This is a genomic window from Streptomyces sp. NPDC033221 (assembly GCF_055577005.1).
The window spans coordinates 118,231-131,902 of sequence record NZ_JBVIQN010000010.1 but is presented as its reverse complement, the minus strand read 5'-3'; the positions used below and the strand labels follow the sequence as shown (position 1 = coordinate 131,902).

Below are 13,672 nucleotides of genomic sequence, written 5' to 3'. Positions count from 1 at the left end.
CCGGCCCGTTGGCGCACCGCCTACCGCCCGCCCCGCTGCTGCTCCTGCTGCCCCCGTATCCGCCCGGCGATCACCGCGGCCTGCACCCGGCGGCCCACACCCAGCTTGGACAGGATCGTGGAGATACGGTTCTTCACCGTCTTCTCCGCGAGGAACAGCCGGTCCGCGATCTCCCGGTTGGTCAGGCCCTCGCCGATCAGCTCCAGGATCTCGCGCTCCCGGGGTGCCAGCCGGTCCAGTTCGGACTGCGGGGACGCCTCGGGCTGCTGCGGGGCGCGCAGCCGCGCCATCACGCGGGAGGCCGTGCGCGGGTCCAGCATCGACTTGCCCGCCGCCACCGTCCGTACGGCGTTCACCAGGTCGGACCCGTTGATCTGCTTGAGGACATAACCGGCGGCGCCCGCCATGATGGCGTCGAAGAGGGCTTCGTCGTCGTCGAAGGACGTCAGCATCAGACAGGCCAGTTCGGGCATCCGGGCGCGCAGTTCGCGGCACACCACGATGCCCTCGTGGTCGCCGCCCGACGGCTCGCCCCGCTCCCCCAGCCGGACGTCCAGCACCGCCACCTGCGGGCGTACGGCCGGCACCCGGGCCAGCGCCTCCGGGCCGCTGGACGCCTCCCCCACGACCTCGATGCCGTCCTCAGCGTCGAGAAGGTCGCGGACGCCCCGGCGGACCACCTCGTGGTCGTCGAGGATGAAGACGCGCAGCGGCTGCGCGTCCGGTGCGGTGGGTCCGGTGGTTTCCATGGGGCCGGTGGATCGGGTGGACCGGGTGGCTCCCGCGAATCCGGTGGTTCCTGTGGGTCCGGTGGTTCCCATAGGTCCCGTGGCTCCCGTGGTTCCCGTGGGTCCGGTGTGCTGGTTCATGCGGCTCTCGATCTGTCGGCCGGGCGTGCGGGGATACCGGTCCGGGACCGGGGGACGTGCGGTCCGGCGGGGCGGGCCGGTCGGCGGCCGCCCGGACCGGTGGCCCGCCGCCGCCGTAATACCCCCTGAGTCCGCGCGCGTCGGCGCACCGCCCAGCTGGAGATGGGCGAGGTACGCGATACGCGCGCAAAGGGGTGCGAGGGCACCACACACCTGGTCACCGGTGTGCGGCGAGGGCCGAAAGTCCCGGGGGAATAGGGCCGTTTGGGCACCTTTGCCTGGTGCCATACTGACGCGCCCCATCCCCTTCAGGAGGTCCGCTCATGCCACGCCTCGCGTCGTACGCCGTCACGGTCAGAGCGCTCCGAGCCGTTCCGGCCCTCCCGGTCTCCCCCCTCGTCCCGTCCTGCCCGTCCTGCCCGTCCTGCCCGGCCGCCGCGGCCCGTACGTCCCCGCGGGCCAGCGTCGCCATGGGTGCCGGTGCCGCCGCCACGATCCCGGCCGTACGTTCATGAGTGGCGTCAACGACGATTACCACGCCCTGCTCGCCCGGCACGAGGCCATGCGGCTGCGCCGCCGTATCCTTTCGCCGCGTTCGGAGCGCGAGGAGACCGCCGCCCAGGAGCGCCCGGCCTACGGCGGCCCGTCCGACGGGCCCCGAGCGATCGGCCGGCCCGCGATCCACTCCGGGAACGTGTCCGGGTCCGCGGGACCGTACCCGGCCGCTTCGGGCACCGACGCATACGACGGTGCCGCCGACCAGCGGGTGATCACCGAGTACCTGGAACTCGTCACGCCCTTCGGCGAGCTGATCACCCGTCTCTACGAGGCGATGTTCCGGCGGTGGCCCTACCTGCGGTCGCTGTTCCCGGAGTCGATGGAGTTCCAGCGCGCTCATCTGGCGCGCGCCTTCTGGTACTTGATCGAGAACCTGCACCGGCCGGACGACATCGCGGAGGTCTTCGGCCGGCTCGGCCGCGACCACCGCAAGCTCGGGGTGCGCCCGGTGCACTTCGAGGCGTTCGAGGCGGCGCTGTGCGAGGCGCTGCGCCGTACGGCGGGGCCGCGCTGGGCCGAGGCGGTGGAGCAGGCGTGGGTGCGGATGCTGCGGTTCGCCGTCGCCGCCATGGTCAGCGGCGCCGAGGCCGCCCTCGCCGAACCGCCGTACTGGCAGGCCACGGTGACCGCGCACGAGCGCCGCCGCCCGGACCTCGCGGTGCTGCGGGTGCGGCCGCACGAGCCGTATCCGTACCGGGCGGGGCAGTACGCGGCGCTGGAGTCGCCGCGGCTGCCGCAGGCGTGGCGGCAGTACTCGATCGCCTGCGCGCCCCGGACCGACGGCGAGTTGGAGTTCCACGTACGGCAGACCTGCACGGGCGGCGTCAGTGAGGCCCTGGTGGCGCACACGCGGGCCGGTGACGTCCTGCGCGTCGGTCCGCCGCGCGGGTCGATGACGCTGGACGACGAGCTTGCGAGCGACCTGGTGCTGGTGGCGGCCGACACCGGCTGGGCGACGGTGAAGGCGCTGCTGGAGGAGTTGTCGGCGCGCCGCGGCCACCGCAGCGTACGGCTGTTCCTCGGCGCGCACAGCTTCGCCGACCTGTACGACGCGGGCGCGCCGTCGGAGCTGGAGCGCGGGCGGCCCTGGCTGCGGGTGACGCCCGTGATCGGCCGGCGTCCGGAGACCGGCGGCGCCTTCGAGGCGGACGCGTACGGCCACGACGCGCTCGCCGAGGCGGTGGCCGACGCCGTGACGCGGCACGGCGACTGGTCGGGGCATCTCGCGTACGTCAGCGGGCCGACCGCGGTGGTCGGCACGACCGTGGCGCGGCTGACCGCCGCCGGGCTGCCGCCGCACAGCATCCGCCACGACCCGCTCTCCGACATCCTGCGCCCGCCGTCCCGCCCCGGGGAGGCGGCCGACGATCCGGCGGCGGGCGGGCCCGCCGTGGTGTCCCGGTCCCGGGGTGCCGCGGCCGGCCGGACGACGACCGCGAGCACCGCGTTCGAAGGAGCCGACTCATGAGTGTGCCGACGACCGCCTCCACCGTACGTACGGGGACCGAGGCCGAGCCCGGTCTCGCGACCGGCCCTGCCGTCATCTCCGGCCAGGCCGCCACGGCCGGCCCGGCGCTCGCGCGGCACATCGTCGTCATCGGCGCGGGCATCGCCGGGCTCGCCGCCGCGCACCGGCTCACCGGCGCCGGACTGCGTGTGACGCTGCTGGAGTCCACCGGCCGGGTCGGCGGCAAGCTGCGCTCGGGCGAGATCGCCGGGACGCCGGTCGACCTGGGCGCCGAGGCGCTGCGGGTGCCCCGGCCGGAAGCCGTCGACCTGGCGCGCGAGGTCGGTCTCGGCAACCGGCTGCGTGTCCCGGCCACGACGGACGCCGCGCTGTGGACGCGGGGCGCGCTGCGGCCGATCCCGAGCTGCCGCGGGCGGGACGTCCTCGGCAGGGCCCGTACGGCCGATACGTACGAGGTGTCGCTGCGGGCCGCCGTACCGCAGCTCTTCGAGGCGGCGCGGCACGATGGCGCGCTGCTCACCGGCGTACGGAAGGTGCGGCGGCGGTCGGCCGAGCAGCAGCGGCGGATCGCCGAGGAGCGGCAGGCGCTGGAGCGGCGGCTCGCGGAGGAACGGCGGATCGCCGAGCAGCGGCGCCTCGCCGACCGGCCGGGGGCCGCGGGCCGGACGCGGTCCGGGCCGTTCGTCCCGCGCCCCCGCTCGGGGTTCACCCGGCCGGAACCGGGCGCGGGCCGGGCGGAGCGGGAGTTCACGGGCGGGCTGTCCGGTGCGGCCGGGAGCATCTCGCCCGAAAGCTCCGGAGGGGCCCGCACGATCCCGGACCTGTCCCGCGGCGGCCCCGACTACCTGGGCCTGGACGGGGGCGCGGGAACCCTGGCGGGCGCCGTGGCCGAGGCCGTACGCGCCGCCGGCGGCGAGATTCTGCGCAACACCCCCGCCCTGGCGCTGACCCGGGGCCCGTATGGCTGGGAGGTGCGCACGGCCGCCCGCACCCTGCTCTGCGACGGCCTGGTCCTCGCGACCCCGGCCTGGACGGCGGCCACCCTGCTCGCCGCCGAGTCGCCGCTCGCGGCGGCCGAGCTGTCCGAGGTCGCCTATGCGTCGATGGCGCTCGTCACGATGGCGTTCCGGCGCTCGCACCTGGAGGGGCTGACGGCGTTCGACGGGCGGTGCGGCTTCCTCGTGCCGCCGGGGGACGGGCACACCATCAAGGCGTCCACGTTCCTGACCCGTAAGTGGGACTGGCTGTCGGAGCGGGCCAGGGATCTGTTCGTGCTGCGGACGTCCATCGGCCGGTACGGCCAGGAGGAGACCCTCTACCTGGACGACGCCGATCTGGTGAGCGCCGCGCTGCGCGACCTGGGCGAGGCCACCGGGCTGACCGCGCGGCCGGTGGCGACGGACGTGACCCGGTGGATCGGCGGGCTGCCGCACTACGCGGTCGGCCACCCGGCGCGCGTGACCCGGGTCCGCAACGGGCTGTCCGCGCTGCCGGGGCTGCGGCTGTGCGGTGCGGCCTACGACGGCGTGGGGGTCGCCGACTGCGTGGCGAGCGGGCAGCGGGCGGCCGACGAGATCATCGCGGCGGCCGTGGCCTGACACCGCCGGCCCGGGGGCGCCGGGGCGGGTACGCGCACATCGCAGCGCGTGGGTACGCGCCCCGGCGCCCGCACCACATCTCACGCGCGCGCACGGCCGGGCGCGCCCTCGGCCGACGCCCCTGCCGCCCCAAGTGTCCCGCCTGATACGGCGTCAAGCGGTGGCGTTCCGTGCCAAGATGGCCACATGGGGTCGCCACGAGGCGCTCCTGGTGTGCCGGGAAGTCTGGTCGGCGGTCGGTTCGACGTGCGAGCAGGGCCGGGTGCCCGGGGCAGGTGGCCATGGCAGGCATCGATGAGACGCTGCGGGACCTGGCGGGGCTCAAAGGCGTCCTCGGCGCCTCGATCGTCGACTACTTCAGCCGTCTGACACTCGGCGCGGTCGGCGATCCGGCCGGCCCCGACCTCGAAGCGGCGGCCCGCGGGGACACCGACGTGGTGCGCGCCAAGCTGTTCACGCTGGAACTGATCGGCTACCGCCCCGAGCGCATCGAAGACATCATCGTCACGCTGGACGACGAGTTCCACCTCATCCGCCCGTTCACCCGCCGCAGTTGCCAGGGCATCTTCGTCTACCTCGTCCTGGACCGGGCCAGAGGCGACCTGGAGGCCGCGCGGGAGAGCCTGCGCAAGGTCGAGTCGGAGCTGGACGTCTGAGACACCCACCACTCTGCCGGAACGGTCCGCCGCATCCACCGGGCGCGTTGAGCCGCCGGAACGCGGCGGACGGGGAAGAGTGGGTACGCGCAGGACCGGCGGAGCCGCGAGGCGGCGGCCACGACACGGTGAGGGCACGCCGCTCGGCAGCACGCTGCCGGGACGGCGAACCGGAGGAGGCGGACGATGCACGTGGGACTGCTGCGTACCGTGGGCGCGACGACGGCGGTGTACGGCCTGGCGGTCACCGCCTGGCCCGGCCTGCTGGCCAAACCCTCCGGCCTGGCAGCGGCGGACGGCCGGACGGCCCCGGCCACCCGTACCGCACTGCGCCCGCTGGCCTGGCGCGACGCGGCCTGCGGCCTGGCACTGGCCCTGGCGCCTGCGGGACCGGCACTGCGGACCGCCGCCTGCCTGCGCATCGCGGCGGACTTCGGCGACGCGGCGCTGCTCGGTGCGACACTTCCGGGCCGGGCCCGGCGGCGGGCGGCGGTGGCCGTATCCGTGGGGTGGGGCGCGCTGTCGGTCGCGGGGGTGCTGTGGCCGGCGCCCGATGCGCGTGCGCCGCGTACGCGCTCCTGACCCGCACGCCCCTCCCCTCCCCCCACGAAGCCCGGAGCGACCCGCGTGAGCACTGTCTCGATCGCCCTGTTCACCTCCGACCTGCGGGTCCACGACAACCCCGTCCTGCACGCCGCCGCGAAGGGCACGGGCGGCGTCGTACCGCTGTTCGTCCTCGACGACGGCGTACGGGCCGCCGGCTTCGACGTGCCCAACCGCCGCGCCTTCCTGGCCGATTCCCTGGCGGACCTGGACGGCGCGCTGCGCGCACGCGAGGGCCGGCTCGTCGTCCGTACGGGAGACGTCGTCGAGCAGACCGCCAAGGCCGCCGCCGAGGCGGACGCGCGCGACGTGCATGTGGCGGGCGGGGTCAGCGGCTACGCACACCGCAGGGAGGAGCGCCTGCGCCGGACGCTGGAGGCCGACGGGCGGCGGCTGCACGTCCACGACGCGGTGGTCACCGCCCTCGCGCCGGGTGAGGTCACCCCGGCCGGCAAGGACCACTTCGCGGTCTTCACGCCGTACTTCCGGCGCTGGCAGGCCGAACGCCTCCGCGACGTACTACGGGCGCCCCGGCGGGTACGGGTGCCCGAGGCGGTCGGCTCCCTTCCCGTACCGCGGCGGCGTGACGTGTCCGGGGGGTCGCCGGGGCTGGCGGCGGGCGGCGAGGCGGAGGGCCGCCGCCACATGTCGGCCTGGCTGGGCAGCCCCCTCCGCCGCTACGCGCAGCGGCAGGACGACCTCGCGGGGGACGCGACATCCCGCCTCTCCCCGCATCTGCACTTCGGCACACTGTCCGCCACCGAACTGGTCCACCGTGCCCGCAGTGCGGGCGGTGACGGTGACGGCGCCGAGGCCTTCGTACGGCAGCTGGCCTGGCGGGACTTCCACCACCAGGTCCTCGCCGCCCGCCCGTCCGCCGCGCACACGGACTACCGGACGCGGCACGACCTGTGGCGCCGCGACGAGCAGGAGGCCGAGGCGTGGCGCACCGGCCGTACCGGCTACCCGATCGTGGACGCGGCGATGCGGCAGCTCGCGCACGAGGGCTGGATGCACAACCGCGCGCGGCTGCTGACCGCCGCCTTCCTGACCAAGACGCTGTACCTGGACTGGCGGCTGGGCGCGGCGCACTTCCTGTCGCTCCTGGTGGACGGCGACCTCGCCAACAACCAGCTGAACTGGCAGTGGGCCGCGGGCACCGGCACCGACACGCGGCCCAACCGCGTCCTCAATCCCCTGGCCCAGGCGAAGCGTTTTGACGCCGACGGCGCGTACGTACGGCGCTGGGTGCCCGAACTGGCGGACGTACCGGGCTTGGAAAAGGGCGCGATCCACCAGCCATGGAAACTGACGCCGGCCGCGGCCAGGGCGAAGCTGGGCTACCCGGAACCGGTGGTCGACCTGGCCGACGGCTTGGCGCGCTTCAAGCGGGCGCGGGGGCTGGACTAGGGCGCTGTCGCCGGAAAACTTTTCCGGGGAAGTGCCCCGAACCGGCCTGCCCCCGAGCCCTTCTCCTACGACCGTCTTCCAACGGGAACAGTCGAGGGAGAAAGACCATGAATCGGAGGCTGCTGCCGGGAGTGGTGCGGGTGGCACTGCTGGGTGGGGTGATGGCACTGGCAGACCTGGTACTGCCCGCGGGCACGCTGCGGGACCTGCTGGTGCTGTGCGCCGACGCCGTCATCGGCGCCATCGCGCTCCGTCCACGCCCCCCGCACCACCGTGCGCGGTTCCTGCCCGCCCGTGCGCCCCGCTCGTGGCGGGCCGCCGTGCAGTCCCGCGTGCGACGCTCGTGCTCCGGCCACGGGCCGGAGCGCACGGGGGTGAAGCAGTGACGGCATCAACCAGCATCAGGCAGCCGGCGACCGGCAAGGACAGCACCGACTTGGTCAGGCGCTTCCAGGCGGCCACGGACCGGCGGGCACGCCGCGCCATCTTCGAAGAGCTGCACCAGGCATACGACGAACGCCTGTACGGCTTCTGCCTCAAGCGGCTGTTACCCGACCGGGACGCCGCGCAGGAAGCGCTCCAGGAGACCTTTCTGACGGCCTGGGTCCAGTTGGAGCAGCTGCAGCATCCGGAGGCCCTGGAGTCCTGGCTCTATCAGATCGCCTGGCGGCGCTGCGCACAGCAGCGGCGGAAGAAGGCCCGGACCACCGCGGCCATCGGTGCCCCCCTGGAGAACTGGGAGGAGACGATCGGCCGGAAGACGGCCCACCGGCTGCGGCAGATCGCGGCGGACGACACCGACTTCACGGCCCGGCGCAGCCGCGCCCTGGCCCTGATCAGGAACATCGCAGCGGCGCAGGGCCCGGTCCGGCAGCGGTTCCACGAGCTGTACGCCGGTCAGGAGCTGACCGGCGACCTCTTGGCGCAGGGGCTCGGACTCGCCAGCGGGAACACCAAGGACCACATGGAGGCGCTGCAGAAGGCCTTCAAGTCCCATGTGCTGGCCAAGGATCCCCGTAACCGGGCCGCGTGCGGCGGGCTCGACAGACTCCTGAACGACGCCGTGACGTCCCGGAAGGCCGCTGCCCTGGCCGCCGAGGCGCAGGGCGACCACGCGGCGGCCGAACGGAACCGGCGGGAGGTAGCAGCCCTGGAACGGTTCCTCGCCGCCCCGGGCAGTACCGAAGCCCTGCCGCACTCCGTGTGCGGTTCCGTCACCCGCCACACCGGCAAGTGCCGTACGTGCAAGGGCAACGGCACGCGCAGTGTCGCCCGCTGGTTCCCCGTCGCCGCGCCCTTCGCGTTCGCCGACCTCCTGGCGGACCTGGCTCGGGAGCGGTTCGACCGGTCCGACCTGGTCGCCGCCGGTTCGCCGGCCGATGGCGGGTTCACGACGGAGGTCAAGAGCCCGTCGGCCGCGCGGAGCGGCCGGCGGTCACGCCAGGCGCGCCGCAGCGGCCGGAAGACAGCGCGCAACGGTGCCTACGGTGGTTGCGCCGGCGGCCGGAACAGGCCGGGCGGCGCACCGGGCATCGGGCGCCGCATCACGGTGAACACCCTCGTGGCGTTCGCGCTGGGCCTGGGCGTCGCGTACGGAAACGGCGGCGGCCTTCCGATGGCACAGCTTCCCTGGAGCTCCACGGCCCCGCCCGGGGAGCCGCGCGGCACCTCGCCGGCGTCCGCAGGCGGCTCGGCCCGCCATCCGGGCCCAGGGCATACGAAGGCCGCGCCGGCGCCGAGCGGGTCGGCCGCCACGGCCCCGGCCCCCGGGGCCGCTCCGGAGGCGGGGAAGGCGGCGGGTCCGGCTGCCGGTCCATCGGGAGACCCCCGTCCTCCGGTTTCCGCGAAGGCCCCCATCGGAACCGCACCGTCCACGACCGAGGAGCTGCCCCAGGAACAGCCGCCGGACGAGAAGGTGACGGAGGACGAAGAGGTGGCGGAGGACGAGAAGGTGGCGGGAAACGAAAGCGTGACGCAGCCGTTCGAACAGGTGCCGGTCGGAGACGGCGCGCGCGTCGGGCCGTCCGAGCCGCAGACACCGACGGACGGACCGATATCGGATGGGCCGGCATCGAACGGACCGGCATCGGACGGGCAGCCCGGAACCGGCCCCTTTGTCGAACGGCCCGGTCACTACCAGGATTTCCGCACCCGGTCGACGACTCCCGTCGACGAGCCCGGTTAGTTCGCATGCCGGGCGCCGTGACGGCACGGTGATCCGTCAGAAGCGTTCCGGGGGGGGCCGCCCCGCCCGGCGGGCCCCCGCCAGTGGTTCCCCGATGTCGCTCATGGCCGGGTATGACCGGCGGTTCCGGTCAATCGGCCGAGCCGTGTTCTCGGGCGCCGTTCCCGTGGCTAGCCTGTGCGCCGACCTGCTCCACTCGTACGCACGAAGGAGAGCGATCATGGTCGACATCCCCACCACACCCGGCATGGCCTGGGACGAGGTCTCGTCCCTGCACGGGCAGATCGTCGGCAATCCCTCCGTGGCCCCGAACGCCGACGGCCGGCTGCAGGTGTTCGCCCGCGGCAAGAACGAGCAGGCCCTGTGGACCATCTGGCAGAAGCGCGACGGCGGCTGGAGCGACTGGGAGAACCTGGGCGGCTCGCTGGGCAGCGAGCCCAACGCCATCCGCGGCCTGGACGGCCGTATCTCGGTCTTCTACAAGGGCGCGGACGGCCACCTGCACCACGTACGGCAGGGCGTCATCGACGGCGGCTTCAGCCCGGAAGAGGTCATCGTCCGCAACGTCGGCGGCGACCCGGTCCCGGCCGTGAACGCCGACGGCCGCCTGGACGTGTTCTTCCGCGGCACGGACACCCAGCTGTGGCACGTGTACCAGCAGAACGTCGACTACGAGAACTGGGTGGCGCCGTCCAGCCTGGCCGGCGGCGTCCAGGGCAACCCGGCGGTCGCGCGGGCCGGCGACGGCAAGCTGGAGGTCTTCCACCACAGCACCAACGGCAACCTCTACGACAACCAGCAGAAGGTCCCCGACTCCAGCGACTCGTGGAGCGGCCACTTCGAGCTCGTACGCAACATCGGCGGCGGCATCGAGGCCGGACTCGACTCCAACCAGCGCATCCAGGTGTTCTTCCGCGGTACGGACACCCAGCTGTGGCACATCCAGCAAAAGGCCGGGTACGACTCCTGGACCTCCGCGTCCAGCCTGGCCGGCGGCGTCCAGGGCGCCCCCGCGCTGGCGCGGGCGGCCGACGGGCGGCTGGTGGTCTTCCACCACAGCACCAACGGCCACATGTACGCGGCCGAGGAATCGAAGATCAACGGAGTGGACTGGAGCGGCCACTTCGAGCTCGTACGCAACGTGGGCGGCGACCCCGTGGTCGGCACCAACCGGGACGGACGGCTGGAGCTGTTCTTCCGCGGCACCGACGAGGCGCTGTGGCACCGGCCGCAGAAGTTCGTGTGAACCGCCGGGCTCCGGTGAGCCCTACGGGCACGACGCCCGAGACCGTGGCGCCTACGGGCGCGACGCCTTGAGCGAGTACATGAGCGGGACGCGGGGACGGTCGGCCGGCAACCGGTAGCAGCCGTCGTCCCCGCGTTCCAGCGAGCCGAAGCGCTGGAACAGCGTCATGTCGTGCTCGTGCAGGAAGTCGATGCGCAGCCCGGCCGCCGCCAGGGCGGACACCACGTCGCCGAGGGTGTGCTGCCACTCGACACGGCGGTTGTTGACCGTGGGGGCCGCGAAATCCGTGTACGTACCCGGGCTCTCGTCCACCCAGGCGTCCCGGCTGAAGTAGTCGTACGTGACGCGCGAGGCGCTCGCGTCGTCCAGGACGTCGGTCAGCGGGTGGAACTCGGCGAGGTAGAGGAACCCGCCGGGGGCGACGAGCGACGCCACCGTCCCGGCCCAGCGGCGGATGTCCGGGAGCCAGCAGAGCGAGCCGATGCCGGTGTAGACGATGTCGTACGCGGGGAAGGCCGCGATCGTGTCCGCGGGGGCGGCCCCGGGGGCGTTGGCCAGGGTGTTCGCGGCGGCGACGGCCTCGGCCGCGTCATACACGTCGGCCGCCACGAAGGAGGCACGGTCCGGGCCGATGCCGAGTTCCGCCGCCAGGGCGCGGGCGGCCTCGATGGCGGGCTCGGAGAAGTCCAGGCCGACGACGCGGGCGGCACCGCGGTGGGCCCAGGACAGCGTGTCCTGGCCGATGTGGCACTGCAGGTGCAGGAGTGACTTGCCGGAGACGTCACCGACCTCCGCCACCTCGAAATCACGGATGACGTCGCGGCTGCGGCGGAAACCTTCCTGGTCGTAATAGTCACTCGCGAGGTGGATGGGAACCCGCTCGTCCCACATGGCCCGGTTGGCCGCACGCCAGTCGTCAGGTCCCGTGTGTGTCATCATCCGGCGAAGTTATCCACAGGCTGAGGGCCGTGTCAGCGGATTTTTTCCGGGCCTGCGCAGAATGGGGCCATGACTGACGAGACCACCAACGCCAACACAGACGGTTCCGGGGCGGACGCCCCTGGGGAGGCCGGTTCTCCCGGGGCCGCGCCGGACTGGGAGAAGCGCTTCCGGGCACCGCGGGTCGGCCTGCCCGAGTGGGCCGAGGACGCCCCGGACCGCTCGCTGTTCGTCTCCAACGCCACCGGCACCTTCGAGCTGTACGCCTGGGACCGGGCGAGCGGCGAGCAGCGGCAGGCCACGGACCGGCCGAACGGCACGACGGACGGCACGCTGACGCCGGACGGCGAGTGGATCTGGTGGTTCGCCGACACCGACGGGGACGAGTTCGGCGTCTGGCGGCGGCAGCCGTTCGGGGGCGGCGCGGACGAGCCGGCCGCACCGGGGCTGGAGGCCTCGTACCCGGCGGGCCTGGCGCTCGGCCGGGACGGCACGGCGGTGATCGGCCGCTCCACGGACGAGGACGGCACCACCCTCCACGTCGTACGGCCCGGGCAGCAGCCCGTGGAGATCTACCGGCACCGCGAGTCGGCGGGCGTGGGCGCCCTGTCGCACGACGGTTCGCTGATCGCCGTCGAGCACACCGAGCACGGTGACGCGATGCACTCCGCGATCCGGGTGGTGCGGCCGGACGGCTCGACCGTCGCCGAGCTGGACGACACCAAGGGCGGCACCGAGGAGCTGGGCCTGGCGGTGATGGGCTTCGCGCCGGTGGACGGCGACTCCCGGCTGCTCGTCGGGCACCAGCGGCGCGGCCGCTGGGAGCCGATGATCTGGGACCCGCTGTCGGGCGAGGAGAGCGCCCTGGACATCGACCTGCCGGGCGACGTCGCCGCCGACTGGTATCCGGACGGCGCGGCCCTGCTGGTGGAGCACGAGTTCCGGGCGCGCGCCGAGCTGTGGCGCTACGAGCCGCTGACCCGGCAGCTGACCCGCGTCGAGACGCCCGCCGGGACGGTCGCCGGGGCGACGGCGCGGCCGGACGGCGCGGTGGAGTACCTCTGGTCGTCGGCCGCGCAGCCGCCGGAGGTGCGCTCGACGAACGGGCAGGTCGTCCTCGACCCGCCCGGGATGAAGGCGCCGGGCTCGGTGCCGGTGACCGACGCGTGGGTGGAGGGCCCCGGCGGCACCGTCCACGCACTGGTGCAGCAGCCGGCCGGCGCTGGCCCGTTCCCGACGGTCTTCGAGATCCACGGCGGCCCGACGTGGCACGACAGCGATGCTTTCGCGTCCGCGCCCGCGGCCTGGGTGGACCACGGCTTCGCCGTGGTGCGGGTGAACTACCGCGGCTCGACGGGTTACGGCCGGGAGTGGACGGACGCCCTCAAGCACCGCGTCGGGCTGATCGAGCTGGAGGACATCGCGGCGGTGCGCGAGTGGGCCGTCTCCTCCGGGCTGGCCGACCCCGAGCGGCTGGTGCTGTCCGGCGGCTCGTGGGGCGGCTACCTCACCCTGCTCGGCCTCGGCACCCAGCCGGAGGCGTGGGCACTGGGCCTGGCGGCGGTCCCGGTGGCGGACTACGTCACCGCGTACCACGACGAGATGGAAGCCCTGAAGGCGATGGACCGCACGCTGCTGGGCGGCACGCCGGAGGAGGTGCCGGAGCGCTTCGAGGCGTCGTCGCCCCTGACGTACGTGGACGCAGTGCGCGCGCCGGTCTACATCTCCGCCGGCGTCAACGACCCCCGCTGCCCCATCCGCCAGGTGGAGAACTACGTCGACCGCCTGAAGGAGCGCGGCCACCCCCACGAGGTCTACCGCTACGACGCGGGCCACGGCTCCCTGGTGGTCGAGGAACGCATCAAGCAGGTCCGCCTGGAACTGGACTTCACCCGCCGCCACCTGGGGCTGGGCGGCAACGGTGAGCTGAAGGGACAACAGACCGGCTGAGCAGGCAAGTAGGCGGGCCCCGCACCATCACGCGGGGCCGCCCCGGCCTCCGGCCTGCTCCGCCTCACCGGACGCAGGGCTCGCGTTCTTGCCGTGACGCTTCTCGTCGGGGCGCGGGTTTGGGCGCTCGGCGTCCGCCGGACGGGACGGCTCGGGCACTCGGCGTCCGCCGGGTGGGGCGGCTCGGTCT

At 73.9% G+C, this 13,672-nt stretch carries 12 protein-coding genes; 10 read left to right on the top strand and 2 right to left on the bottom strand.

All coding sequences use genetic code 11. From position 1 onward, the window contains the following. Positions 1–20 precede the first annotated feature (20 nt). Positions 21–749 (bottom strand): response regulator, encoded by a 729-nt coding sequence (locus tag ACZ53K_RS15870; protein ID WP_468836216.1) that lies wholly within the window; start codon positions 747–749, stop codon positions 21–23. Between the two features lie 443 nt (positions 750–1,192). On the opposite strand from ACZ53K_RS15870, the gene ACZ53K_RS15865 reads away from it, so the two are divergent. The 9 genes from ACZ53K_RS15865 (at position 1,193) to ACZ53K_RS15825 (ending at position 10,593) form a co-directional block, all read left to right on the top strand. After that, on the top strand, positions 1,193–1,384 hold the full coding sequence (locus ACZ53K_RS15865; RefSeq protein ID WP_468836214.1) for a hypothetical protein: 192 nt from the start codon (positions 1,193–1,195) through the stop codon (positions 1,382–1,384). Further along, positions 1,381–2,895, top strand: a complete 1,515-nt coding sequence (locus tag ACZ53K_RS15860; RefSeq protein WP_468836211.1) for a globin domain-containing protein — start codon at positions 1,381–1,383, stop codon at positions 2,893–2,895. The genes ACZ53K_RS15865 and ACZ53K_RS15860 overlap by 4 nt, the downstream gene beginning before the upstream one ends. Continuing rightward, complete coding sequence (locus tag ACZ53K_RS15855) at positions 2,892–4,493, top strand: protoporphyrinogen/coproporphyrinogen oxidase (protein WP_468836209.1); 1,602 nt, start codon at positions 2,892–2,894, stop codon at positions 4,491–4,493. The genes ACZ53K_RS15860 and ACZ53K_RS15855 overlap by 4 nt, the downstream gene beginning before the upstream one ends. Positions 4,494–4,774: 281 nt before the next feature. Beyond that, entirely contained in the window at positions 4,775–5,149 is a 375-nt protein-coding gene (locus ACZ53K_RS15850; protein ID WP_468836206.1) for a hypothetical protein, read from the top strand. A gap of 186 nt (positions 5,150–5,335) precedes the next feature. Next, the gene (locus tag ACZ53K_RS15845; protein WP_468836204.1) at positions 5,336–5,731 is read left to right on the top strand and encodes a hypothetical protein; all 396 of its coding nucleotides are present in this window, start codon (positions 5,336–5,338) and stop codon (positions 5,729–5,731) included. A 45-nt stretch (positions 5,732–5,776) separates the two neighbouring features. Beyond that, positions 5,777–7,162 (top strand): cryptochrome/photolyase family protein, encoded by a 1,386-nt coding sequence (locus tag ACZ53K_RS15840; protein WP_468836201.1) that lies wholly within the window; start codon positions 5,777–5,779, stop codon positions 7,160–7,162. A 107-nt stretch (positions 7,163–7,269) separates the two neighbouring features. Further along, positions 7,270–7,548, top strand: a complete 279-nt coding sequence (locus tag ACZ53K_RS15835; RefSeq protein ID WP_468836200.1) for a hypothetical protein — start codon at positions 7,270–7,272, stop codon at positions 7,546–7,548. Next, complete coding sequence (locus ACZ53K_RS15830) at positions 7,545–9,347, top strand: sigma factor (RefSeq protein ID WP_468836197.1); 1,803 nt, start codon at positions 7,545–7,547, stop codon at positions 9,345–9,347. The genes ACZ53K_RS15835 and ACZ53K_RS15830 overlap by 4 nt, the downstream gene beginning before the upstream one ends. A gap of 220 nt (positions 9,348–9,567) precedes the next feature. Beyond that, entirely contained in the window at positions 9,568–10,593 is a 1,026-nt protein-coding gene (locus ACZ53K_RS15825) for a PLL family lectin (RefSeq protein WP_468836195.1), read from the top strand. 51 nt (positions 10,594–10,644) lie between these two features. On the opposite strand, the gene ACZ53K_RS15820 is transcribed toward ACZ53K_RS15825, so the two are convergent. Beyond that, positions 10,645–11,532 carry a class I SAM-dependent methyltransferase gene (locus tag ACZ53K_RS15820; RefSeq protein WP_468836193.1) on the bottom strand — a complete coding sequence of 296 codons (888 nt, stop codon included), beginning with the start codon at positions 11,530–11,532 and terminating at the stop codon, positions 10,645–10,647. Positions 11,533–11,601: 69 nt separating this feature from the next. Here ACZ53K_RS15820 and ACZ53K_RS15815 point away from each other — a divergent pair, with 69 nt between their 5' ends. Next, the gene (locus ACZ53K_RS15815) at positions 11,602–13,482 is read left to right on the top strand and encodes a S9 family peptidase (protein ID WP_468836191.1); all 1,881 of its coding nucleotides are present in this window, start codon (positions 11,602–11,604) and stop codon (positions 13,480–13,482) included. Positions 13,483–13,672 lie beyond the last annotated feature (190 nt).